Origin of the sequence: Tannockella kyphosi (genome assembly GCF_021054785.1) — a bacterium.
GTDB lineage: Bacteria > Bacillota_I > Bacilli_A > Erysipelotrichales > Coprobacillaceae > Tannockella > Tannockella kyphosi.
In genome coordinates this window covers 1868083-1890766 of sequence record NZ_CP088239.1, presented here as the reverse complement: position 1 = coordinate 1890766, position 22684 = coordinate 1868083, and the positions used below count along the sequence as shown (strand labels likewise).

Annotated in this window: 26 protein-coding genes; 25 read left to right on the top strand and 1 reads right to left on the bottom strand. The window is 31.8% G+C overall.

Annotated features, from left to right (window positions below):
- From LRR82_RS09195 to LRR82_RS09175, 6 genes are all read left to right on the top strand, one after another.
- The gene (locus LRR82_RS09195) at window positions 1–810 is read left to right on the top strand and encodes an ABC transporter ATP-binding protein (protein WP_249029132.1); all 810 of its coding nucleotides are present in this window, start codon (window positions 1–3) and stop codon (window positions 808–810) included.
- An 89-nt stretch (window positions 811–899) separates the two neighbouring features.
- Window positions 900–2333: a 6-phospho-beta-glucosidase gene (locus LRR82_RS09190; protein ID WP_283162777.1), complete on the top strand. Its 1434-nt coding sequence runs from the start codon at window positions 900–902 to the stop codon at window positions 2331–2333.
- A gap of 73 nt (window positions 2334–2406) precedes the next feature.
- A complete protein-coding gene (yabP, locus tag LRR82_RS09185; RefSeq protein WP_249029130.1) occupies window positions 2407–2700 on the top strand; it encodes a sporulation protein YabP in 294 nt (97 codons plus the stop codon).
- The gene (yabQ, locus tag LRR82_RS10990; protein ID WP_399201156.1) at window positions 2700–3068 is read left to right on the top strand and encodes a spore cortex biosynthesis protein YabQ; all 369 of its coding nucleotides are present in this window, start codon (window positions 2700–2702) and stop codon (window positions 3066–3068) included. The genes yabP and yabQ overlap by 1 nt, the downstream gene beginning before the upstream one ends.
- Window positions 3069–3079: 11 nt before the next feature.
- Window positions 3080–3349, top strand: coding sequence for a septum formation initiator family protein (locus tag LRR82_RS09180; RefSeq protein ID WP_249029129.1), 270 nt, complete (start codon window positions 3080–3082; stop codon window positions 3347–3349).
- 59 nt (window positions 3350–3408) lie between these two features.
- On the top strand, window positions 3409–4407 hold the full coding sequence (locus tag LRR82_RS09175) for an aldo/keto reductase (RefSeq protein WP_249029128.1): 999 nt from the start codon (window positions 3409–3411) through the stop codon (window positions 4405–4407).
- 25 nt (window positions 4408–4432) lie between these two features.
- Here the strand turns inward: LRR82_RS09175 and LRR82_RS09170 are convergent, their stop codons facing one another.
- The gene (locus tag LRR82_RS09170; protein ID WP_249029127.1) at window positions 4433–5248 is read right to left on the bottom strand and encodes a methyltransferase domain-containing protein; all 816 of its coding nucleotides are present in this window, start codon (window positions 5246–5248) and stop codon (window positions 4433–4435) included.
- 70 nt (window positions 5249–5318) lie between these two features.
- Between LRR82_RS09170 and LRR82_RS09165 the strand changes: the two genes are divergently transcribed.
- The 19 genes from LRR82_RS09165 (at window position 5319) to gltX (ending at window position 22586) form a co-directional block, all read left to right on the top strand.
- A complete protein-coding gene (locus LRR82_RS09165; protein WP_249029126.1) occupies window positions 5319–6068 on the top strand; it encodes an SDR family oxidoreductase in 750 nt (249 codons plus the stop codon).
- Between the two features lie 103 nt (window positions 6069–6171).
- The gene (gene fba, locus LRR82_RS09160; protein ID WP_249029125.1) at window positions 6172–7038 is read left to right on the top strand and encodes a class II fructose-1,6-bisphosphate aldolase; all 867 of its coding nucleotides are present in this window, start codon (window positions 6172–6174) and stop codon (window positions 7036–7038) included.
- 170 nt (window positions 7039–7208) lie between these two features.
- A complete protein-coding gene (locus LRR82_RS09155; protein WP_249029124.1) occupies window positions 7209–8471 on the top strand; it encodes a UDP-N-acetylglucosamine 1-carboxyvinyltransferase in 1263 nt (420 codons plus the stop codon).
- Window positions 8472–8574: 103 nt separating this feature from the next.
- Window positions 8575–8778, top strand: coding sequence for a 50S ribosomal protein L31 (rpmE, locus tag LRR82_RS09150; RefSeq protein WP_249029123.1), 204 nt, complete (start codon window positions 8575–8577; stop codon window positions 8776–8778).
- Window positions 8779–8820: 42 nt separating this feature from the next.
- Window positions 8821–9570: an MBL fold metallo-hydrolase gene (locus LRR82_RS09145; RefSeq protein WP_249029122.1), complete on the top strand. Its 750-nt coding sequence runs from the start codon at window positions 8821–8823 to the stop codon at window positions 9568–9570.
- Window positions 9560–10039, top strand: coding sequence for a 23S rRNA (pseudouridine(1915)-N(3))-methyltransferase RlmH (rlmH, locus tag LRR82_RS09140; RefSeq protein WP_249029121.1), 480 nt, complete (start codon window positions 9560–9562; stop codon window positions 10037–10039). Before LRR82_RS09145 ends, rlmH begins: the two co-directional genes overlap by 11 nt.
- A 60-nt stretch (window positions 10040–10099) precedes the next feature.
- Window positions 10100–10354, top strand: coding sequence for a hypothetical protein (locus tag LRR82_RS09135; protein WP_249029120.1), 255 nt, complete (start codon window positions 10100–10102; stop codon window positions 10352–10354).
- A complete protein-coding gene (locus LRR82_RS09130) occupies window positions 10354–10833 on the top strand; it encodes a peptidylprolyl isomerase (protein ID WP_249029119.1) in 480 nt (159 codons plus the stop codon). The genes LRR82_RS09135 and LRR82_RS09130 overlap by 1 nt, the downstream gene beginning before the upstream one ends.
- 100 nt (window positions 10834–10933) lie before the next feature.
- Window positions 10934–11542 (top strand): GyrI-like domain-containing protein, encoded by a 609-nt coding sequence (locus tag LRR82_RS09125; RefSeq protein ID WP_249029118.1) that lies wholly within the window; start codon window positions 10934–10936, stop codon window positions 11540–11542.
- Between the two features lie 24 nt (window positions 11543–11566).
- Window positions 11567–12364, top strand: coding sequence for a phosphotransferase (locus LRR82_RS09120; protein ID WP_249029117.1), 798 nt, complete (start codon window positions 11567–11569; stop codon window positions 12362–12364).
- A gap of 8 nt (window positions 12365–12372) precedes the next feature.
- Window positions 12373–12909 (top strand): phosphodiesterase, encoded by a 537-nt coding sequence (gene yfcE, locus LRR82_RS09115; protein ID WP_249029116.1) that lies wholly within the window; start codon window positions 12373–12375, stop codon window positions 12907–12909.
- 15 nt (window positions 12910–12924) lie between these two features.
- The gene (locus LRR82_RS09110; RefSeq protein WP_249029115.1) at window positions 12925–13644 is read left to right on the top strand and encodes a GntR family transcriptional regulator; all 720 of its coding nucleotides are present in this window, start codon (window positions 12925–12927) and stop codon (window positions 13642–13644) included.
- 158 nt (window positions 13645–13802) lie between these two features.
- Window positions 13803–14459, top strand: coding sequence for a fructose-6-phosphate aldolase (gene fsa / locus LRR82_RS09105; RefSeq protein ID WP_249029114.1), 657 nt, complete (start codon window positions 13803–13805; stop codon window positions 14457–14459).
- Between the two features lie 2 nt (window positions 14460–14461).
- Window positions 14462–16426, top strand: a complete 1965-nt coding sequence (gene tkt, locus LRR82_RS09100) for a transketolase (protein ID WP_249029113.1) — start codon at window positions 14462–14464, stop codon at window positions 16424–16426.
- Between the two features lie 209 nt (window positions 16427–16635).
- Window positions 16636–17928, top strand: coding sequence for a PTS sugar transporter subunit IIC (locus tag LRR82_RS09095; protein ID WP_249029112.1), 1293 nt, complete (start codon window positions 16636–16638; stop codon window positions 17926–17928).
- 154 nt (window positions 17929–18082) lie between these two features.
- Window positions 18083–18571: a PH domain-containing protein gene (locus LRR82_RS09090; RefSeq protein WP_249029111.1), complete on the top strand. Its 489-nt coding sequence runs from the start codon at window positions 18083–18085 to the stop codon at window positions 18569–18571.
- Between the two features lie 434 nt (window positions 18572–19005).
- Window positions 19006–20598 (top strand): CTP synthase, encoded by a 1593-nt coding sequence (locus LRR82_RS09085; RefSeq protein WP_249029110.1) that lies wholly within the window; start codon window positions 19006–19008, stop codon window positions 20596–20598.
- Window positions 20599–20671: 73 nt separating this feature from the next.
- Entirely contained in the window at window positions 20672–21154 is a 483-nt protein-coding gene (ispF, locus tag LRR82_RS09080; protein WP_249029109.1) for a 2-C-methyl-D-erythritol 2,4-cyclodiphosphate synthase, read from the top strand.
- Window position 21155: 1 nt separating this feature from the next.
- Complete coding sequence (gltX, locus tag LRR82_RS09075) at window positions 21156–22586, top strand: glutamate--tRNA ligase (RefSeq protein WP_249029108.1); 1431 nt, start codon at window positions 21156–21158, stop codon at window positions 22584–22586.
- Window positions 22587–22684 lie beyond the last annotated feature (98 nt).

Genomic DNA, 22684 nt, shown 5'->3' with positions numbered 1-22684 from the left:
ATGTTAAAATTAGATAATGTTTGTATTACCTTTCATGGTGGTACAGTAAATGAAAAGAAAGCTTTACAAGATATCCATTTAGATATTAAAAAAGGTGAATTTATTACGGTTATTGGGAGTAATGGAGCTGGTAAATCGACTTTATTAAATGTAATAGCAGGAACATTAGAGATAGATAAAGGAAGTATTGTTTTAGATGGAAATGATATTACAAAACTAAAAGAACATCAAAGAGCTGGTGATATTGGAAGACTATTTCAAGATCCTTTAAAAGGGACGGCACCCAATATGACATTAGAAGAAAATCTATCGCTTGCTTATGGTAGAGGTGTAAAGAAAGCTAGTTTGTATCAAAAGTATTTGAAGTTAGGTAGAACAAAAGAAGAAAAAGAATTGTTTGTTAATTATGTTAAGAAACTAGATTTAGGATTAGAAACAAGAATGACAAATAAAGTAGGATTGTTATCTGGGGGTCAAAGACAGGCTTTAACTTTAACAATGGCTACTATGAATCCACCTAAGTTATTATTACTAGATGAACATACAGCAGCCTTAGATCCTAAGACTGCAAAACAAGTAATGCATATAACAAAAGAGATTATTGAAGAAAATCATATGACTTGTATTATGATTACTCATAATATTGAACATGCATTACAGTATGGAGATCGTATGTTAGTAATGGCAGAAGGAAGAATTATTAAAGAAATTGAAAAAGAAGAAAAACAAGTAATGACGATTGAAGATGTTTTAAAGGTTTATGCCAAAGCAAATGTAAAACAATTAAGTGATAGTATGATTTTGGGATAGTGTTCTTAGAACACTTTTTTTCTTTCTATGAAAATAGATTACAAATAAAATATATTTGGTAAACTGTAAGAGAGATGGAGGTAATAGAAATGGCATTTGATAAAGATTTTTTATGGGGTGGAGCAATGGCTGCTACTCAGTTTGAAGGTGGAGTATTAGGTACTTCAAAAGGACTTAGTGTAACAGATGTAATGACAGCTGGAGCACATGGTGTTCCTCGTGTTATTAGTGATGGAGTAGTGGAAGGAAATTATTATCCCAATCATGTAGGTATTGATTTTTATAATAACTACAAAGAGGATATTGCAATGCTTGCAGAAATGGGATTTAAATGTTTTCGTACTAGTATTGCTTGGACAAGAATCTTTCCAATGGGAGATGAATTAGAACCTAATGAAGAAGGTTTACAGTTCTATGATGATGTTTTTGATGAATTATTAAAGAATGGGATTGAACCAGTGATTACGTTATCACATTTTGAGATGCCATATCATTTAGCTAAAGAGTATGGTGGTTTTATGAATCGAAAAGTAATTGAATACTTTGTACGTTATGCGAAAGTATGTTTTACAAGATATCAAACAAAAGTAAAATATTGGATGACTTTTAATGAAATAAATAATCAAATGAATTATAAAAATGATATCTTTGGATGGACTAATTCAGGAGCTCATTTTGGTAATTATGAAAACCCTCAAGAAGCAATGTACCAATGTGGACATTATGAATTAGTAGCTAGTGCATTAGCAGTGAAAGCTGGTTATGAAATAAACCCTGATTTTATTATTGGAAATATGATAGCAATGGTACCTATTTATCCATTTAGTTGTCGTCCTGCAGATATGGTACTAGCAAACCAAGCAATGCATGATCGCTTCTTCTTTTGTGATGTGCAAGTTCGTGGACATTATCCACGATATGCATTAAAAATGTTTGAAAGAGAAGGATTTCATTTAGATATTACCGAAGAAGACTTACAAATTCTAAAAGAAGGAACAGTTTCTTATATTGGATTTAGTTATTATATGTCCAATGCAGTAGATTCTACTTCTTTTAAAGATGTTTCTAAATCATTAGATGGAGCTAGTCCTAATTCTGTTAAGAATCCTTATATTAGTGAATCTGATTGGGGATGGGCTATTGATCCAGAAGGATTACGTTATACTTTAAATATGCTTTATGAAAGATATGAATTACCTTTGTTTATTGTAGAAAATGGTTTTGGGGCTATTGATGTAAAAGAAGAAGATGGTTTATGTCATGATCCTTATCGTATCGATTATTTAAAAGAACATATTGAACAAATGAAATTAGCAGTAGAATATGATGGAGTAGAACTAATGGGATATACACCTTGGGGATGTATTGATTGTGTCTCTTTTACAACTGGTGAAATGAAAAAGAGATATGGTTTTATTTATATTGATCGTGATAATCAAGGAAATGGAACATTACAAAGAAGTAAGAAAGACTCTTTTGAATGGTATAAAACAGTAATAGCAACAAATGGTGAAGAATTATAAAAGAAATCCTCGGATTTCTTTTTTGTTCTAAAATAGAAAGAATATCATATGGTGATAATGGGAGGGATATAAAATGGATAATAATAGTTTACGTTTTGAACATACACCGTATCATAATGTTTATTTAAAAGATCGAAAACATGTGGAGTTAACGGGAGTAAAGAATATTGATAGTTTTGATTCTTTAGAGTTTTTAATTGATACATCTTTGGGTTTTTTAAATATTACAGGAAGTGAATTAACGCTTGTTCGTTTGGATCAAGAAAAGTGTGAAGTAAGTATTAAAGGAAATATTGATTCTATTAGTTATGTTAGTAATAAGAAGTCAAAAACAAAAGATACTGTTTTTAATAAGTTGTTGAAATAATGAGTTCTTTACAACAAATTCAAAGCTTCGTATATGCTTTTGTAGTTAGTATGGTTTTATTGATGGTGTATGCTTTTTTAAATCGATTATTTTATCGCTTTGAAAAAAGTATTTTCCGTTTGGTTATACAGGTTTTGATGATGAGTGGGTTTGGTTTTTTAACATATTGGGGATTGGTGATGATACAAGGGGGAGTGGTTCGTTTGTATCAGGTTGTTGTTTTTATAATAGGTTATTTTTTTTACCAGTTTTTTTATGCTAGTGGATGGCAAATATTTTTAGAATATATAATGTTGGGATTATCGAAAGTTTTCTTTCCTATCCTCTTTTTATTTCGTAAAATCCGTGCTATACTAAAAATAGTGTGAGGGGGGATAACGTGGCAAGAAACGGAAACTTAAAAGGTTTATTGTATTTGGTTTTTAGTGTGATGATGATTGTTACTATTATCTCAAAGGCAATTCCTATTTTTTCTTTAAGTGCTCAAAAAAATGAACTTGAGGTGGAAAAGGTAGAATTAGAAGAACAAGAAACTTCTTTAGAGGAAGTTATTGATTTATTATATGATGAAGAATATGCGCTTCGTTATGCAAGAAGTAATTATGTTTTTACAATTGATGGACAATCTGTATCCATAATACCTGATTAAAAGCCGAGAGGCTTTTTTTATATTTGAAAAAGGATTATACTATATATTAGGAGATAACTATGAAAACAATTCAATTAGGGAAACAAGGTTTAGAAGTAAGTGTGTTAGGAATGGGATGTATGGGTATGACTACTGGGTTTGGTCAAGCAAAAGAACCATTCGAAATGATCAAAGTAATTCAAGAAGGTTATTGTAAAGGAATTCGTTTTTTTGATACTGCTCAATCTTATCAAGCAGTACAAGAAAATGGAGATGTTTTATATAATGAATCTTTGTTAGGAGAAGCTTTGAAGGATTATCCTCGTGATAGTTATGTTTTAGCAAGTAAATGTGGGATTATACAAAGAGATGGGAAACAAGTATATGATGCAAGCAAAGAAGTGATTTTTGAAGCAATAGAAGAAACATTAGAAAGATTACAAACTGATTATCTTGATTTATATTTTTTACATCGAGTAGATAATAATACACCGATTGAAACAGTAGCTACGACGATGCAAGAATTAATGGATTTGGGTAAAATAAAATATTGGGGTATGTCAGAAGCACCAATTGAATTAGTAGAACGTGCTCATAAGGTTTGTCCATTGAGTGTGGTTGAAAATGAATATTCTTTGTTATGTCGAGAAGTAGAAGGAAGTGGATATAAACAACGATTGGAACAATTAGGAATTGGCTTTGTTGCTTATGCTCCTTTAGGGAAAGCTTTTTTAACAGGGAAACTTGATTTTTATCAAGAGTTTACAAGTGATGACCCTCGTAGTCGTCAACCTCGTTTTGATCCACGAATTATGGAAGAAAATAGAAAATTAATAGAATATATTCAAATGCTTGCAAGTAAAAAAGGCAAAACAGCAGCACAAATAGCACTAGCTTGGTTAATGCATCAAGAACAAGTAGTTCCTATTCCTGGAATGCGTAAAATAGAGCGTATTGAGGAGAATATAGGAGCTAGTGATATTGAATTGACGAAGCAAGAATTACTTTGTATACGGCAATCTATTGATGAAATGGAACTATATACATTAAGGTTTGATCCAAACTTTCAAAGAAAATAAAATATCGAACAAATGTTCGATATTTTTATTTTTCTTCTTTTTTATAAACGGTTACTTTGATATCTACGGTAACATCAAGGGATGAAAGGGTATCAAGAACATGTCTTCTTTCTTTTTTGATATGATAATAATGGGGAGTCATCATTAGTAGGTTTAGAGCATCGCCTCGACAAGGGATAGAAACCTTTTGTGTTAAGTCATAACTTTCTATTGTTTGGAAAGGAAGACGGATGTATTGATCACTTTTTATTTTTATTTCATCATAGATTAGTTCTTTGATTTCAATTAAATGATTAGGGTTCGCTGTAACATGAATGATGTATCCATCATCTTTTAATGTTCTTTCTAGTTCTTCGTTGTTTACTACTGTAAACATCGCCGTAATGATATCGAGAGATTGGTTAGAAAAAGGCAACGCTTTTGAATTACCAACTATCCAATAAATATCTTTTGTATATTTAGTAGCCATATTTATGGCAACTTTAGAAATATCTAAACCATAATAGGTATGTTCCTTTCCTAAGTCTTCTTGGAAAGATTTTGTATAATATCCTTGGCCACAACCAAGATCCAAAAGATGCATTGATTCTTTTTGGTATTTTTTAATAGTATCTTCTACAGTATGTAAAATACAATCATAATAATGATTATCTAAATAAGCTTTTCTAGCTAGTAAACTTTCTTTACTATCACCAGGATTATTTGTTGCTTTCACAGGATTTAGTAATAGATTGATATATTTGCTTTTAGCGATATCAAAGCAATGATTGTTGGAACATATATAGGAATTATTTTGAATGTGTAATGGTTCAAAACATTTAGGGCACGCTAGTTTGTGCATAGTATCACCTCGCTCTACAGTATAGCATAAAACTATGATATAATGGTAGCAAATATTTTGGGAGGTATGTATGGAATTTTTAAATAAAGGAGTTATTGTAACAGGTGGGAATCATGGCATTGGTAAACAGATTTGTTTGGATTATTTAGCAGCAGGTGCTACTGTTTGTATGGTGGATAGTAATGAGGAGTTGGATCAATATTTAAAGTGTGAAAAGCTCTTTTTTTATAATGGAGATGTGGCTAACAAGGAAGTCTTAGTATCGTTTATTCAATTTTGCAAAGAGAAATTAGAAACAATCGATATTCTAATAAATAATGCTTGTGTTGGTAGTAAAGGGATTTTAAGTGATTGTAGTTATGAGATGTTTGATCGAACACTAGCAATAGGCTTAAAAGCTCCTTATGAATTAAGTAGGCTATGTAAAGAAGAACTAATAAAGAACAAAGGCAAGATAGTAAATATTGCATCATCTAGAGCTTTTCAATCTCAAAAAGATGGGGAAGCTTATGCTAGTGCAAAAGGTGGCATAGTAGCTTTAACACATGCTTTAAGTAATTCTCTTAGTCCTTATGTTCAAGTCAATGCAATCGCACCAGGATGGATTGATGTGGAAGAAACAGAGGTGTTTGATTGTTTGGATGAACAGTCTATTCCAGTTGGAAGAGTGGGGAAACCCAAAGATATATCAGAGGCTGTATTGTTTATTACAAGTCAAAAAGCTAGCTTTTTGACAGGTGAAACGATTGTCATAGATGGGGGTATGTCAAAACAAATGATTTACCACAATGATGAGGGATGGCTCTTTCAAGGAAAGTAAGCGCTTATAAAACAATAAAATGCGTAAAAATAAGAATAAAGTAGTAGAATTTTTTCACGAAAGATAGTATTATATACCTGAAAAAAAGAAAAGGAGATTTTATATGGGATTAGTATCTGCAACAGAAATGTTAAACAAAGCAACTGCAGGGAAATATGCGGTTGGACAATTCAATATCAATAACTTAGAATGGACAAAAGCAGTATTATTAACTGCACAAGAATTAAACTCACCTGTTATTTTAGGAGTATCTGAAGGGGCTGCTAAATATATGTGTGGATTCAAAACTGTAAGCGCAATGGTTAGTGCAATGATGGATGATTTAAAAATCACTGTACCTGTAGCTTTACATTTAGATCATGGTAGTTATGAAGGTGCTAAAGCAGCAGCTGATGCTGGATTTAGTTCTATTATGTTTGATGGGTCTCATTATTCAATTGAAGAAAATATCGAAAAAACAAAAGAAATCGTAGCATATTGTCATGCAAGTGGAAAATCAGTAGAAGCTGAAGTTGGTTCTATTGGTGGAGAAGAAGATGGTGTAGTTGGTAAAGGTGAAGTTGCTGATCCAAAAGAATGTAAATTAATCGCTGATTTAGGTGTTGATTTCTTAGCTGCAGGTATCGGAAATATCCATGGTAAATATCCTGAAAACTGGACTGGTTTAGATTTTGAAGCATTAGCTGCTACTCAAGAAACTACTGGAATATTACCTTTAGTATTACATGGTGGTACTGGTATTCCTGCTGAAATGATTGCAAAAGCAATTTCTTTAGGAGTTTCTAAAATCAATGTAAATACAGAATGTCAATTATATTTCCAAGAAGCTACAAGAAAATATATTGAAGCTGGTAAAGATTTAGAAGGTAAAGGATTTGATCCTCGTAAATTATTAAATCCAGGGTTTGAAGGAATCAAACTTTGTGTAAAAGAAAAAATGGAATTATTCGGTTCTGTTGACAAAGCATAATAAAAATAAAAAAAGGCGAAAGCCTTTTTTTTATTGCAAAAATTGTATAAATGACAAATTCTATTTAGAACAATTTAAGAAGTACTGTTATCTTTTGCACAAACATGGAAATATGTTGTTTTTAAGCCTAAATTAGTTTATAGTAGTAAGAGTAAAAAAGGAGGACTATAATGGCTGAAGTTATTGCAATTGAAGGTGGACATAAATTAAATGGTACAGTTGTTGTTAGTGGAGCAAAGAATGCTACGGTAGCATTAATTCCGGCAACAGTCCTAGCTGATGGTCCTGTTACTATTTATGGTGTACCTGAAATATCAGATGTAGACGCTTTAGGTGTCTTATTAAAAGAATTAAATTGTAATGTTGCATTGGAAGAAGATACATTAATTATTGATCCAACACATTTAGAAAATATTTCATTAGTATCAGAAGCGGTAGATAAATTACGTGCTTCCTATTATTTAATGGGAGCTTTACTGGGGAAATGTAAAAAAGTAACAATGCGTGCACCAGGTGGATGTTTCTTAGGACCACGTCCTATTGATTTACACATCAAAGGATTTGAAGCTTTAGGAGCAACTGTTGAGTTTGTAAATGGGTGTCATGTTATTGAAGCAAAGGAATTAAAAGGAGCAACAATCTATTTGGATTTTGCATCTGTTGGAGCTACCATTAATATTATGCTTGCGGCAGTGAAAGCAACAGGACGTACGATTATTGAAAATGCTGCAAAAGAACCAGAGATTATTGATGTTGTTAACTTACTTACAAAGATGGGTGCTAATATTCGAGGTGCTGGAACAGACACTATTACAATTGATGGAGTAGAGTCTTTACATGGTTGTGACCATGAAATTATTCCTGATCGTATTGAAGCTGGAACTTTCTTAGTTATTGCAGCTGCTGCAGGAGAGAAAGTAATCGTCCAAAATGTTATTCCTCAACATTTAGAAGCTGTGACTTCTAAATTACGAGAAATGGGAACAAAGATGGAGATTGTTGGAGATAGTATTATTGTATATGGTGGTCTTGATAATTTAGTGGCAACCGATATTCGAACACAAATCTATCCAGGTTTTGCAACTGATTTACAACAACCATTAACTACTTTGTTAACACAAGCATCAGGATGTTCACAAGTAGTAGAAACAATTTATCCAGAACGATTTAAACATTGTGATGAGTTAAATAAAATGGGAGCAAATATTGAAAAATGCGATAGTATGGCTTATATTCATGGATCAACTCCTTTAACTGGAACAAGCGTACAAGCAACTGATTTACGTTGTGGTGCAGCTTTAGTTGTAGCAGCATTAATTGCAAATGGAGTTACAGAAATAGGTAATGTGTATCATATTGATAGAGGATATTCAAATATTGATCAAAAATTAATTTCTTTAGGGGCTAGAATTACTCGTAGAGAGATCGATTAAGTAAAGATGAAAAAAAGCTTGAAATTTACTTATAATAATGATATTATACTAGGGCAAACTTACTTTGTAGTTTAAGGCTATAAGGCGGAAGGAGAATATAGAAATGAAACAAGGAATACATCCAAATTATAAAACAGTAAAAGTTGTGTGTACATCATGTGGAAATGAATTTGAATCAGGTTCAGTATTAAACGAAGTACGTGTTGATACTTGTTCAAATTGTCATCCATTCTACACTGGAAAACAAAGATTTGCTAGTGCTGATGGTCGTGTTGATAGATTCAATAAAAAATACGGACTTAAATAATAGAAAGCGTACTTTGTACGCTTTTTGTTTTAGGAGGAAAAGATGGAATATCATATATTAGCTAGTGGTTCAAAAGGAAATAGTGCTTTTGTTTATGATAATAATACAGGAATCTTAATTGATTGTGGTATTTCAAAAAAACAATTAGTCTATAAATTATCTACACTAGGATTTACATTAGAAGATATTGATTATGTACTATTAACACATGATCATTATGATCATAATAAAAATATTCATATTTTTGATACAAATATAGTATATGCTGGTAAAGGTTGTTTAAAAGAACAAAAAGATACCCATATTTTAATACCTTATCAAGAGATATGTTTAAAAGGAATTCATATTATGCCTTTGCCTCTTTCTCATGATGCAACTAGTCCTTTAGGTTTTGTATTAAAAGGACAAGAGAGTTTACTATATTTAACAGATAGTGGTTATGTTTCACAAAAGAATAAAGAGTATTTATATAATATGGATTATTATATTATTGAAAGTAATCATGATGTGGAGATGTTAATGGCAACGAATCGTCCTTTGTTTTTAAAAAATCGTATTTATGGAGATGAAGGGCATTTAAATAATGAATATAGTGCTTATTTAATGGCAAGTGTACTTGGGGATAATACCAAGGAAATTGTTTTAGCACATTTAAGTGATCAAGCAAATAGTCCTGAAGTAGCACTGCAAACTTATCAAAGAATATTTGTTAGTGAAGGTTGTGACTTTAAAAATATTCGTGTTGCTAGTCAGGTGAATATTGTTAGTGGAGGAAAGAAACGTGTTGGTTAAAGTTATTACGATTGGTAAATTAAAAGAAAAGTATTTACTAGAAGGAATAAAAGAGTATACAAAACGTTTACAAGCTTATACAAAGATAGAATATATTGAAGTAAGTGATGAGAGTATCCCTGATAAATGTTCGGATGCAACAGCACAAATGATTAAAGAAAAAGAAGGTTTCAAAGTATTATCAAAAATAAAACAAGATGACTATGTTATTGTTTTAGATGTTCAAGGAAAACAGATTGATTCATTGGAGTTATCTAATAAGATGGAACAATGTATGATTAATGGTAAAAGTACGATTGTATTTGTTATTGGTGGTTCTTTAGGACATGCAAAAGATATCTTAAATCGTGCTGATTTTTCTTTATCTTTTTCAAAGATGACATTTCCACATCAGTTAATGAAATTAATTTTAGTAGAACAAATATATCGAGCTTTTAAAATTATGAAAAATGAAAGTTATCATAAGTAACTAATCTTTACAAAAGATGCAAAATAGTTTATTCTTTTGGTAGATAGGAAGGGCAAAAATATGGAAGCTATGTTAGTGATAGGATTATTTTTAGTAAATGCTGGGGCATTGTTTTTTTTAATGAAACCAAGTAAAACATTATCTGGTGTGTGTAATATTATTGGGTTGTGTTTGGTTGTTGCGACAGCATATCAATTTGAGTTGGTTAGTATAATTGTGCCAATCGTAGGAATGGCATGTGTGGTTTTGATTTTAATTAAAGTATTTTTATTTAAAAATAAAAAAGAGAAAATAGAACAAACGGAGGAAGTATAATGGCTGATAAATTTATTATTGAAATGGAAAGTGGAGATGTGATGGAAGGGGAATTATATCCTGAAGTAGCACCTATATCTGTAGCAAACTTTTTAAAATTAATGGATGAAGATTTCTTTGCAGGATTGATTTTTCATCGTGTAATCCCTGGGTTTATGATTCAAGGTGGTGGATTTGATAAGAAGATGAATCACAAAGATGCAGCTTCTATTAAAGGTGAGTTTAGAACGAATGGTGTAGCAAATGATTTAATTCATACTCGTGGAGTATTATCAATGGCAAGAACAAATGTTCCTGATTCAGCATCTAGTCAATTCTTTATTATGCATCATGATGCACCTCATTTAGATGGACAATATGCTGCATTTGGAAAAGTAACTAGTGGTTTAGAAGTAATTGATAAAATTGTAAGTGCTAGTCGTGATCGTTCTGATTGTCCTTATGAACCAATTGTAATTAAAACAATTAAAAGAGGTTAAAAGATAAGCGAAAGCTTATTTTTTTACCTAAATCAATAAAAACCATAGTAATATTTGTAAAAAAACGATATAATAGAAAAAGTAATAAAGGAGTGATATTATGGGTAGTGTTGATGTGAAAAAAAAATATAAAGAACATTATGATGCTTCATCAAAGAAAATTATGATTGCGAATGTACAAGAAGTTGGATATATTATGATTAGAGGAATAGGTAATCCTAATGTTTCTGAATTTGTTCTAAAATCAGATGCATTGTTTATGATTGTAAAAGAAGTTCGTGAAATTCTAAAGGAAGAAGGAATTACGTATACTACTCCTCCATTAGAAGGAATTTGGGATACATATGATAATGCACATTTTGATGTTACTAGAAAACAAATGATTCCATTCACATTAATGATGGCTTTAGTAGAAGAAGTGAATGAATCAATAATAGATATATGTAAATCACATTTACTTCATAAGACGGATAATCCGTATATTATGGATGTTTATTATAAGAAGTTTAAAGAAGGAAGATGTGTTCAAATGTTACATAGAGGAGCATATCATACAGAAATTAATACAACGAAACAAATCATGGAATATATTACAGTAGAGAACATGAAGTTAGTCGGTATGCACCATGAGATTTATTTAAATAATCCTAAAAAGGTAGCGGAAGAGGATTTAAAAACGATTGTACGTTATGCAATTGAGGATGCTTAGGCATCTTTTTTTAAAGGAGATAATATGTTAAGTAGAATACCTGGTCTAGAGGCGAAGCCTTGGGTGAAACCACCTATTGGTTTTTCCAAAGATGAAGTATACATTATAAAAAAGGGATATATTGATGGTTTTAAGGAAAAAGATATTGTTATTAAAAAATCATCTAGGGAAGAAGTTGTTTTGGAAGCTATTAATTTTGAATGGCTTCAATCTTTTTGTAAAGTGCCAAAGATATATCGTTATGGTATGGTTGGTTGTGAGTTTTATTGTATGATGGAGTTCTTGCCAGGTGTGATGTTTCAAGAATTATTGAAAAGTTATCCAAAAGAACAAGTTATCCAAAAATATGCTTCTTTAATTCGTCAATTTCATGAAATAGATCCTAGTGGGTTACCACATAACCATTCTTTGGAACAAAAAATAAAACAAGTAGAACAAAGCATAAAAGATAAAACTATTAATCCAAGTCATTTTGAAAAAGAATTAAAAGGATGGAGTATTGATGCAGTTTATCAAAAACTATTAGAATATTTACCAACACAAGAGGATTTGGTTTTATGTCATGGTGATGTTTGTATGCCTAATATTATGATGAATGGATTAGAATTAGTAGGATATATTGATATTGTAGGAATAGGGGTATGTGATCGTTATTTAGATATAGCCATTGGATTACGTTCTTTGCGTTATAATTTAGAGGCATATGGTTATCGGTTTGATGATGATGTTATTGAATTGTTTATAAAAGAGTATGGGATTTGTGAGTTGGATAAGGATAAAGTATATTTATATATATTGTTAGATGAGCTAACAGTAGGATAGGAGTCTATATGAAAGTTTTGTTTATAAGTGATATTCATGGTTCTTTTTATTATTTAAGAAAAGTGATGGATGAGTATGAAAAACAAGAGATGGATAAGATTGTTATTTTAGGAGATGTTTTGTATCATGGGCCTAGAAATCAATTACCTAAAGGTTATGATTGTCAAGCTGTATTAAAGTTATTGAATGGGTATAAAGAGGATATTATTGCGGTTCGTGGGAATTGTGATGCAGAAGTGGATCAAATGGTATTAGAGTTTGATGTGATGGCTGATTATAAAAAGGTAAACTTAAATGGAATTGATTTTTTCTTAACACATGGACATTTGTATGAGGGTATTCCGGATATGGCTAAGGACTGTGTTTTTGCATATGGGCATATTCATAAGGCTATTGCTTGCAAACAAGATGGGCAATATGTTATTAATCCATCATCTATTTCTCTTTCTAAAGAAGGAGTGAATAGCTATGGTGTTTTAGAGAATGATATATTTACTATTTATGATTTAGATGGTACTATAGTAAAAACGATACAATTTTTATAGAGGAGGGGTATGACAATGGTGAAGTATATTGATATAGCGGATGATATTCGTGAAAAAATTATAGAACAAACATATACTTACGGTCAAAAGCTTCCTTATGAGTATGTTTTATGTGTGACTTATCATTGTAACAAAGAAACAATGAAAAAAGCATTGGATATTTTAGTAAAAGAAGGACTGATTGTACGTCGACGTGGTGCGGGTACTTTTGTAAAAGATTATGATCCTAGTAATGATGATGTATTAAAAAAAGGGGATCGTTATGGTGTAGGGTTAACAGGGAAGTATCAGGGATTTTATCGTATTCGTAGTGAAGTAGTAGAATTTTCGGTTATTCCTAGTGATTTAGAAATTTCAAAAAAACTTCAAATAGAAGAAGGTTCTTTTGTTTATCATGTTATTCGTGCTAGGTATTTAGAAGAAATACCGTATGTACTGGAAATTATCTATATGCCTATATCGGTTATTGCGAATCTTCGATTAGAAAATGTATCTAATTCTATTTATGCTTATATAGAAGATGAGTTGGGATTAAAAATCCAAAGCTCTCATAAAACAATTACTGGTGAATTATCAACACCTTTAGAACAACAATATTTAGAACTAAGTGAAAAGGAACCTTTCTTTCAAGTAGAAAAGGTTAGTTATTTAAGTAGTGGGGTTATATTTGAATATTCTTTAAATAGATATCATTATAATCAATTTGAAGAGAATACGGTTACTGTACATTATTAAGGCAAGAAATTGTCTTTTTTTGTTTTAGCCAATGTTTGTTTATGTTTGTTTATGTTTGTTTTTTCATGTTTTGAAAGAAAGTATTTCTTTCTTGACATCATATACAACCTTGTATAAAATCATGATATAAATTAACGAAAGAAAGGAGAAGGTTAAACATGTTTTTTTTCTTAGATACAGCAAATATAGAAGAAATTAAAAAAGCAAATGCAATGGGTGTTATTTGTGGCGTTACCACAAATCCATCTATCATTGCTAAAGAAGGTCGTGATTTTCATGAAGTTATTAAAGAAATAACAGATATAGTGGATGGACCAATTAGTGGGGAAGTAAAGCCAACAACATTACTTGCAAAAGATATGATAGCAGAAGGTAAAGAAATAGCTTCTATTCATCCTAATATGGTAATAAAGTTGCCAACTACACCAGAAGGTTTAATCGCTTGTAAGGAATTAAGTAAGTTAGGAATCAATACGAACTTAACATTGATTTTTAATGTTCCTCAGGCCTTGCTTGCAGCAAGAGCTGGAGCTACGTATGTTTCTCCTTTTATTGGTCGATTGGATGATATATCAATGGATGGTATGCAGTTAATTCGTGATATTTCAGAAGTTTTTGCTAAGCACAATATTCGTTCAAAAATAATATGTGCTAGTGTACGTAATGCAACACATGTTATTGAATGTGCAAAAGCGGGTGGAGATATTGCAACAATCCCATATTCGTTAATTGAACAGATGTTAAAACATCCACTAACAAGTGAAGGATTGGAAAAGTTTAAAAATGATTATGTTAAGGTATTTGGAAAGGACTAACAATGGATAGAAAAGTAATTAGTACAATTAGATGCTTAAGTGCAGACACGATTCAAAAAGCAAATTCAGGGCATCCGGGATTGCCTTTAGGAGCAGCAACAATGACGTATGCTTTGTGGGGAAAGGTGATGAAACATTCATCAAATTATCCACAATGGATGAATAGAGATCGTTTTATTTTATCTGGAGGGCATGGATCAGGGTTGTTGTATAGCATGTTGCACTTATTTGGATATGGTGTATCATTGGATGATTTAAAAGAATTTAGACAATTTGATTCTTTAACACCAGGACATCCAGAATATCTTCATACACCAGGTGTAGAAGCGACAACGGGACCTTTAGGAGCTGGGATGGCAATGGCAGTCGGTATGGCTATTGCAGAAAGACATTTATCAGCTACTTTTAATAAACCTGGATATGAACTATTTAATCATAATACTTATGTATTAGGTGGAGATGGTTGTATGATGGAAGGTATTTCTAGTGAGGCTTTTTCTTTAGCGGGAACGTTGAAATTAGAAAATCTAGTTGTGTTATATGATTCGAATCAAATTTCAATAGAAGGTAGTACAGATATTGCATTTACTGAAAATGTATGTGGTAGAATGGAAGCTTTTGGATTTAATACGTATGTAGTAGAAGATGGAGATAACTTAGAAGAGATTTTAAGTGCTTTAGAAAAAGCAAATGATAAGAATGGAAAACCAACTTTTATTGAAGTAAAAACAAAGATTGGAAAAGGTTGTCCAGCTAAAGAAGGAAAAGCTTCTGCACATGGAGAACCATTAGGAGTTGATAATGTAAAAGCATTAAAAGAAACATTAGGAATGGACCCAGAAGCGCATTTCCAAGTAGATCAAGATGTTTATGATCATGTGGCATTATCAAAAGAAACGAGTGATTTAGCTTATGAAGCATGGCAAATGATGCAAGATGCATATTTCCAAGTGTATCCAGAAATGCATGAATCATGGAAACAATATTTTGAAATGAGTACAAAAGAATTATTAGATAGTGATGAAAGCTTCTTTGATTTTGAAGAAAAAGCAGAAGCAACACGTAATAATTCTGGTGTTGTAATGAATAAAATAAAAGATATCTTACCTAATTTTATGGGCGGATCAGCAGACTTAGCACCATCTACCAAAACATATTTAAATGGTGTAGGTGATTTTGATAGCGAAAACTATGCAGGTAGAAATATGCATTATGGAGTACGTGAAATAGCGATGGCTGCAATTGGAAATGGAATTATGTTACATGGGGGATTAACTACGTATGTATCTACCTTCTTTGTATTTAGTGATTACGTAAAACCAATGGCTCGTTTAAGTTCGTTAATGAACTTACCATTAAATTATGTATTAACACATGATAGTATTGGAGTAGGGGAAGATGGTCCAACGCATCAACCAGTAGAACAATTAACAATGTTACGTGCGCAACCTAACTTCCATGTCTATCGTCCATGTGATGCAATGGAAACAAATGTAGCATGGTATAGTGCCCTAACTTCCACTAGTACACCTACTGCCTTAGTTTTAACAAGACAAAATTTACCGCAGTTACCAGGTTCAAGTAAAGAAGCATTAAAAGGTGGCTATGTGATTGATGATTGTCAAGGAACACCAGATATATTAATTATTGCCAGTGGATCAGAAGTTTCACTTGCAGTAGAAGCTAAAAAACAAATAACAGATAAAAATATTCGTATTGTAAGTATGCCTTGTATGGATATCTTTAAAGAACAACCAATAAGTTATCAACAAGCTATCTTACCTTTAGAAGTAGCGAATCGTTTAATAATAGAAGCCGGTTCTAAATTATCTTGGGGTGAGTTTGCAGGATTACAAGGAAAATATATTACAATGGATACCTTTGGAGCATCAGCACCAGCACCATTATTATTTGAAAAGTATGGTTTTTCAGTTGAAAATGTAGTAAAAACAATCAAAGAATTCTAAGAAATAACGCTTATTTTGCATTTTTTTGCAAAAAATAAGCGTTATTTTTATTGTTAAATACTAAAAAAACGCCGATAAAATAAGGACTTTTTAATAAGTATGGTTTTTGGTTTAAAAATACCATACTTTTCTTTTTGAAAGCGGTTGACATTTAGCGCTTTCATTACTATAATTAGAAGTGTCAAAAATATTTAAGGGAGGAAACAAATATGGACAAAGTTGCTGATACTCTTGGGCGCGTAGGCGCTTGGTGTAGTCAAAACAAGTATTTATCATCTATCAAAAATGCATTCCAAACATTCATGCCTTTAACAATTGCTGGTGCGATTGGGGTTTTATGGACTTGCGTATTGGTAAATGAATCATCAGGGTTAGGTTTATTATGGAGCCCTATCATGGCGTTAGAATTTACAAATGTAGCATTCAACGCAATTAGCTTTGCAACAATTTCTTGTATCACAGTTGGTATCACTTTTGGTATCGCTTATGAAATTGGAGTATGGAATTTAGGAGCAGATTATGCTGGTTATTTCCCAGGGATCTTAGGATTAGCTGCATGGATTTCAGTTACTCAAACTTCTTTCACAGGAGATTTAGGAGATGCTTTCACAGGTATTTCTAGTAATGCATTAGGAGCTACTGGTTTATTCACTGGTATGTTCATTGCTATCTTAGCTGTAGAATTCTACTGCTGGTTAATGAAAAAAGATGCATTAAAAATTAAAATGCCAGAAATGGTACCACCAGGTGTTGCTCGTGCATTCGAAGCATTAATTCCTGCATTCTTAGTATTATTATTAACTTCAACAATTGGTATGGTTTGCCAAATGGCTACTGGGTTATATTTAAATGACGTTATCGCTTCATTAATGTCACCATTAGTTGCTGTAGGTACATCTATTCCAGGTGTAATGGTAATTTATATCTTAATCATGTTATTCTGGTTAGTAGGTATTCATGGTAACAACATGTTATCAGCTGTTAAAGAAACATTATATACTCCTTTAACATTAGCTAATACTACTGCTTTTGAAAATGGAGAAACTCCAGAATACTTAGTAAACATGGGATTCTTACAAATGTTTGGTGAATTCGGTGGATCTGGGGTTACTCTTGGTTTAGTAATCGCAATCTTCATCTTCTCTAAACGTGAAGATAATAGAGCAGTTGCTGGTTTATCAATCGTTCCAGGTTTATTCAACATCAATGAAACAGTTACATTCGGTGTACCAATGGTATTAAATCCAATCTTAGGTATTCCATTTGTATTCACACCATGTATTACTATCATCATTGGTTATATTTTATCAGCTATCGGATTCTGTCCTTACGTATGTATTTCAGTGCCTTGGACAACTCCACCAGTATTACTTGGTTTCTTAGCTACAGGTGGTGCATGGCAAGGGGCTGTGTCACAAGCTATCGTAATCGCTGTTGCAGTATTAGTTTATACACCATTCTTATTAGTTTACGAAAAACAACAAGCAAAAGGTGTAATGTAATAATTGATTTACAACCAAACAAAAATAATGAAGGGCGGGTTAGTTCCCGTCCTTTCTTTTTATGAGTATGGTAATTATAAGGAATAGAAACTATTTCTTATAATTGTTATAGTCAAATAACAATGGTATAATATTTAAAAATTGGAGGGGCATTATGGAAACAAAAGTATTTAAGAAAAGATTAATTCCTGCAGTGTTATATTTTGAACTGTTTTATTTCATTTATTTTGTAATATTAATTTTTCAAGGGGATTTTACAGGAGCACTTACGGTTGCAGCATTTGGTTTAATTATTTATGGTTATTTGCTAGGGTTTAGACCTAGTGGGTATTCTATTACACGTAAGACTTTAGAAGTTCATTATCGTTTAAGAAAAACAAAAGAGTATAACTTAATGTCAATAGAAACTATTAGTGATCCAGCACCTAGGCTTACAAAAATAATTACTGATCCTAGAACATTAGAAATATATTTAGAAAGTGGGAAACGTGTTGTTGTTTCTCCAAAGTCAAATTTAGAGTTTACAAGTGCGATTGTTTCAGGAAACAAACGTGTAAATGTGCAAGTTAAAGAATATGCGCAAAATCGTCGTGTAATGGAAAAGAAACAACGTAAAGAAAGAAAAAAAGAAAAGTCAGCTTAAACAACCTTTGGGTTGTTTTTTTATTCAATTAGGCATCTATAGTTATTGTTTACATAAAAAACTATGAAAATATCATAAAAAAATAATTTTTGTATAAAAAAATGACAAATAAATACAAAGTTCACATTCAATTCATATACCTTTAGTAGGATATGTCTTGTCGATAGAAGTGTTATAGATCCCTCTCCCAAAAAATCTATAGCACGGTCGATGAACATAATACAAACTGATCAGGTGTCTCCTCTCCCAAAAAAGCACCTGATCGTAAAAATAGAGCTTAGGCTCTTTTTTTATTGTTTAAACACAAAAGGCTTGTAATATAGGCAATGATTTGATAGTATATTAAAGGGCACTAAAGTGCACAACCCTGCAAAGGGCTTTTTTTGTTTTATAAACATAATAGGTAAAAGCTAGATATAGTAAAGGGGAATTATATGAAATATATATTTGTAACAGGTGGAGTAGTTTCAGGGTTAGGTAAAGGATTAACGGCAGCTTCTTTGGGACGTATTTTAAAACAACGTGGATTAAAGGTGTGTATGCAAAAGTTAGATCCTTATATTAATGTGGATCCAGGAACAATGTCACCATATCAACATGGCGAAGTTTTTGTAACGGTAGATGGAGCGGAAACGGATTTAGATTTAGGTCACTATGAAAGATTTATTGATGAAGAATTAAATAGAAATTGTTCGATTACAACAGGAAGAATTTATAATAATGTTATTTCAAAAGAACGTGCTGGAAAATATTTAGGAGCGACTGTACAAGTAGTTCCTCATATTACAAATGAGATAAAGGAAAAGATTTATCAAGCTGGAGAAAGTACAAATGCGGATATTGTGATTACTGAAATTGGTGGAACGGTGGGAGATATTGAAAGTTTACCTTTTATTGAAGCAATTCGCCAAGTTCGTTTGGATTTAGGAATAGAAAATACATGTTATATTCATACGACTTTATTACCTTTTATTGGTGCGAGTCATGAAGTAAAAACAAAACCAACACAACATAGTGTAAAAGAATTAAGAGGGTATGGTATTCAACCAGACTTTATTGTTTGTCGTAGTGAAAAATATATAGAAGATGAATTAAAAGAAAAAATTTCATTGTTCTGTAATGTACCTACTAGAGCAGTTATTTCTAATTATGATGTAGAAGTATTGTATGAGTTACCAAAAATGTTATTAGAACAAGGTATGGATGAATTGGTATTGGAACATTTACGTGTGGATGCACCTAAGGCTGATATGGTGGAATGGGATCAATTAATTGATCGTGTAAAAGGATTAAAGCAAGAGATTTCAATTGCTTTAGTTGGAAAGTATACAGAGCTTCCAGATGCTTATTTGTCAGTAAATGAATCATTACATCATGCTGGTTATTATGAAGATGTGAAAGTAAATATTAATTGGGTTGATAGTGAAGAAATAACTAAAGAAAATGTAGCTGATAAATTAGCTGGAAATGCTGGTGTGATTATACCTGGTGGTTTTGGACATAGAGGTATTGAAGGAATTATTTGTGCAGTAACTCATGCTAGAGAAAATAAAGTTCCTTGTTTTGGGATTTGTTTAGGAATGCAATTAATGGCAATAGAGTTTGCTAGAAATGTATGTGGGTTAGATAATGCAAATAGTATTGAATTTGATCCAACTACAAAACATCCATTAATTCATTTGATGCAAGATCAAGATTTACAAAATCTAGGTGGAACACAAAGACTAGGAGTTTATGATTGTCATATTCTTCCAGGTTCAAAAGCTAGTGAAGCTTATAAACAAAGTGATATTCAAGAAAGACATCGTCATCGTTATGAATTTAATAACAATTATCGTGATGTTCTTGAAAGACATGGAATGAATATTGTGGGAGTTAATTTAGAGAGGGATTTAGTGGAAATTATTGAATTAGAGGATCATCCATTTTATGTGGCTGGACAATTCCATCCTGAATTCGGTTCTAGACCAAATAAACCACATCCATTATTTGAAGCATTTATACATGCTTCTAAAAAGAACGCTTAGAACTTCATATTTTTGAAGTTCTTTTTGTATAATGTAGGGCATTATGATAAAATGGTCCTTGAGGTGAAGACATATGTATCGAATTGGACAATCTATCGATATTCATCAATTAGTACCAGATCGTAAGCTTATTTTAGGAGGAGTAGAGATTCCTTTTGAAAAAGGGTTACTTGGTCATAGTGATGCTGATGTTTTAGTACATGCAATTATTGAAAGTGTGATAGGAGCACTTGGATTGGGTGATATTGGAACCCATTTTAGTGATTCTGATCCCCAGTATGCTGGGATTGATTCATTGGTATTATTAGAAAAAACGTATGTAATGATGAAAGAGCGAGGATATGTTATTAATAATTTAGATGCCATCGTTTTGGCAGAAAAGCCTAAATTAGCTGTGTATATTCCAACTATGAGAGAAAACATTAGTCGTGTATTATGTTGTAATATCGAAGATGTGAATATCAAGGCAACTCGTGGTGAAAAGCTAGGGTGGATTGGTGAAGGATTGGGTATGCAAGCACAAGCAGTTGTATTATTAAGGAAAGAAGGAAAATAGAATGACAAAAGTAAGAGTACGTTATGCTCCAAGTCCAACTGGACATTTACATATAGGTGGTGCTAGAACCGCTTTATTTAATTATTTATTCGCAAAACATCATGATGGTGATTTTGTATTTCGTTTAGAGGATACGGATATTGAGAGAAATATCGCTGGTGGAGAAGCTAGTCAGTTAGAAAACTTAGCTTGGTTAGGGATTACTCCAGATGAATCTCCATTAAATCCAAATCCAAAGTATGCTCCTTATCGTCAAATGGAACGTTTAGACATTTATCGTGAGGTAACAGAAAAGTTATTAGAAATGGGATGTGCTTATAAGTGTTTTTGTACTCCAGAAGAATTGGAAGAAGAACATACTCGTCAAAGTGATGCAGGAATGGCACCGATGTATAATCGTAAGTGTGCAAATCTTTCCAAAGAAGAAGTGGAAGCATTGGAAGCTAAAGGAACACCTTATACTATTCGTGTTCGTGTACCAGAAGGAAAAACATATGCTTTTGAGGATATGATTCGTGGACATGTTTCTTTTGAATCACAAGATATTGGTGATTGGGTTTTAGTAAAGGCAAATGGAATACCAACTTATAATTATGCAGTAGTTATTGATGATTATACAATGGAAATTTCTCATGTATTTAGAGGAGAAGAACATTTAAGTAATACTCCTAAACAATTAATGATTTATGAAATGTTAGGATGGACTGCACCTACTTATGGTCATATGACATTAATTGTAAATGAACAAAGAAAGAAATTATCAAAAAGAGATGAATCAATTATGCAATTCGTTTCTCAATATAAAGAAGAAGGATATTTACCAGATGCTATGTTTAACTTCATGTCATTGTTAGGTTGGTCTCCTGAAGGGGAACAAGAAATATTCTCAAAAGAAGAATTGATTTCTATTTTTGATGAACATCGATTATCTAAATCTCCTTCTATGTTTGATAAAGATAAGTTAACTTGGGTTAATAATCGTTATATTAAAGAAAGAAGTTTAGAAGATGTTGTTTGTTTGTGTACACCATTTTTAGAAGAAGCATATGATTTAAGTAATCATAGTGACCAATGGGTAAAAGCATTAGTAGCTGTTTATCATGAACAATTATCTTTTGGTAAAGAGATTGTAGAGTTGGTAAAAATATTCTTTGAAGATACTATTGAATTAGATCAAGAAGCTAGTGATTTTATGCAACAAGAAGGTATTGATAATACGTTAGCTGTCTTTAAGAAGATGATAAATGACGAAGATGAATTGACTAGAGAAAGTGTGCAAGCATGTATTAAAGCAACACAAAAAGAAGCTGGTGCAAAAGGGAAAATGTTATTTATGCCTTTACGTATTGCTACAACTGGATCAATGCATGGACCGGATTTAGCTAGTTCAATTGCATTATTAGGAAAAGAAAAAGTATTGAGTAGATTATAAAAGTAGGGAAACCTACTTTTTTCATATGAAATGCAATTTTTAATACTTAAAAGTATGGTACTTTTAAAAAATATGCTATAATGAAACCTAAAGGGGGC

Coding starts and splice junctions, on each gene's coding strand:
- LRR82_RS09195 (WP_249029132.1), top strand. CDS start 1: ATGTTAAAATTAGATAATGTTTGTATTACCTTTCATGGTGGTACAGTA.
- LRR82_RS09190 (WP_283162777.1), top strand. CDS start 900: ATGGCATTTGATAAAGATTTTTTATGGGGTGGAGCAATGGCTGCTACT.
- yabP (WP_249029130.1), top strand. CDS start 2,407: ATGGATAATAATAGTTTACGTTTTGAACATACACCGTATCATAATGTT.
- yabQ (WP_399201156.1), top strand. CDS start 2,700: ATGAGTTCTTTACAACAAATTCAAAGCTTCGTATATGCTTTTGTAGTT.
- LRR82_RS09175 (WP_249029128.1), top strand. CDS start 3,409: ATGAAAACAATTCAATTAGGGAAACAAGGTTTAGAAGTAAGTGTGTTA.
- LRR82_RS09170 (WP_249029127.1), bottom strand. CDS start 5,248: ATGCACAAACTAGCGTGCCCTAAATGTTTTGAACCATTACACATTCAA.
- LRR82_RS09165 (WP_249029126.1), top strand. CDS start 5,319: ATGGAATTTTTAAATAAAGGAGTTATTGTAACAGGTGGGAATCATGGC.
- fba (WP_249029125.1), top strand. CDS start 6,172: ATGGGATTAGTATCTGCAACAGAAATGTTAAACAAAGCAACTGCAGGG.
- LRR82_RS09155 (WP_249029124.1), top strand. CDS start 7,209: ATGGCTGAAGTTATTGCAATTGAAGGTGGACATAAATTAAATGGTACA.
- rpmE (WP_249029123.1), top strand. CDS start 8,575: ATGAAACAAGGAATACATCCAAATTATAAAACAGTAAAAGTTGTGTGT.
- LRR82_RS09145 (WP_249029122.1), top strand. CDS start 8,821: ATGGAATATCATATATTAGCTAGTGGTTCAAAAGGAAATAGTGCTTTT.
- LRR82_RS09135 (WP_249029120.1), top strand. CDS start 10,100: ATGGAAGCTATGTTAGTGATAGGATTATTTTTAGTAAATGCTGGGGCA.
- LRR82_RS09130 (WP_249029119.1), top strand. CDS start 10,354: ATGGCTGATAAATTTATTATTGAAATGGAAAGTGGAGATGTGATGGAA.
- LRR82_RS09125 (WP_249029118.1), top strand. CDS start 10,934: ATGGGTAGTGTTGATGTGAAAAAAAAATATAAAGAACATTATGATGCT.
- LRR82_RS09120 (WP_249029117.1), top strand. CDS start 11,567: ATGTTAAGTAGAATACCTGGTCTAGAGGCGAAGCCTTGGGTGAAACCA.
- yfcE (WP_249029116.1), top strand. CDS start 12,373: ATGAAAGTTTTGTTTATAAGTGATATTCATGGTTCTTTTTATTATTTA.
- LRR82_RS09110 (WP_249029115.1), top strand. CDS start 12,925: ATGGTGAAGTATATTGATATAGCGGATGATATTCGTGAAAAAATTATA.
- fsa (WP_249029114.1), top strand. CDS start 13,803: ATGTTTTTTTTCTTAGATACAGCAAATATAGAAGAAATTAAAAAAGCA.
- tkt (WP_249029113.1), top strand. CDS start 14,462: ATGGATAGAAAAGTAATTAGTACAATTAGATGCTTAAGTGCAGACACG.
- LRR82_RS09095 (WP_249029112.1), top strand. CDS start 16,636: ATGGACAAAGTTGCTGATACTCTTGGGCGCGTAGGCGCTTGGTGTAGT.
- LRR82_RS09090 (WP_249029111.1), top strand. CDS start 18,083: ATGGAAACAAAAGTATTTAAGAAAAGATTAATTCCTGCAGTGTTATAT.
- LRR82_RS09085 (WP_249029110.1), top strand. CDS start 19,006: ATGAAATATATATTTGTAACAGGTGGAGTAGTTTCAGGGTTAGGTAAA.
- ispF (WP_249029109.1), top strand. CDS start 20,672: ATGTATCGAATTGGACAATCTATCGATATTCATCAATTAGTACCAGAT.
- gltX (WP_249029108.1), top strand. CDS start 21,156: ATGACAAAAGTAAGAGTACGTTATGCTCCAAGTCCAACTGGACATTTA.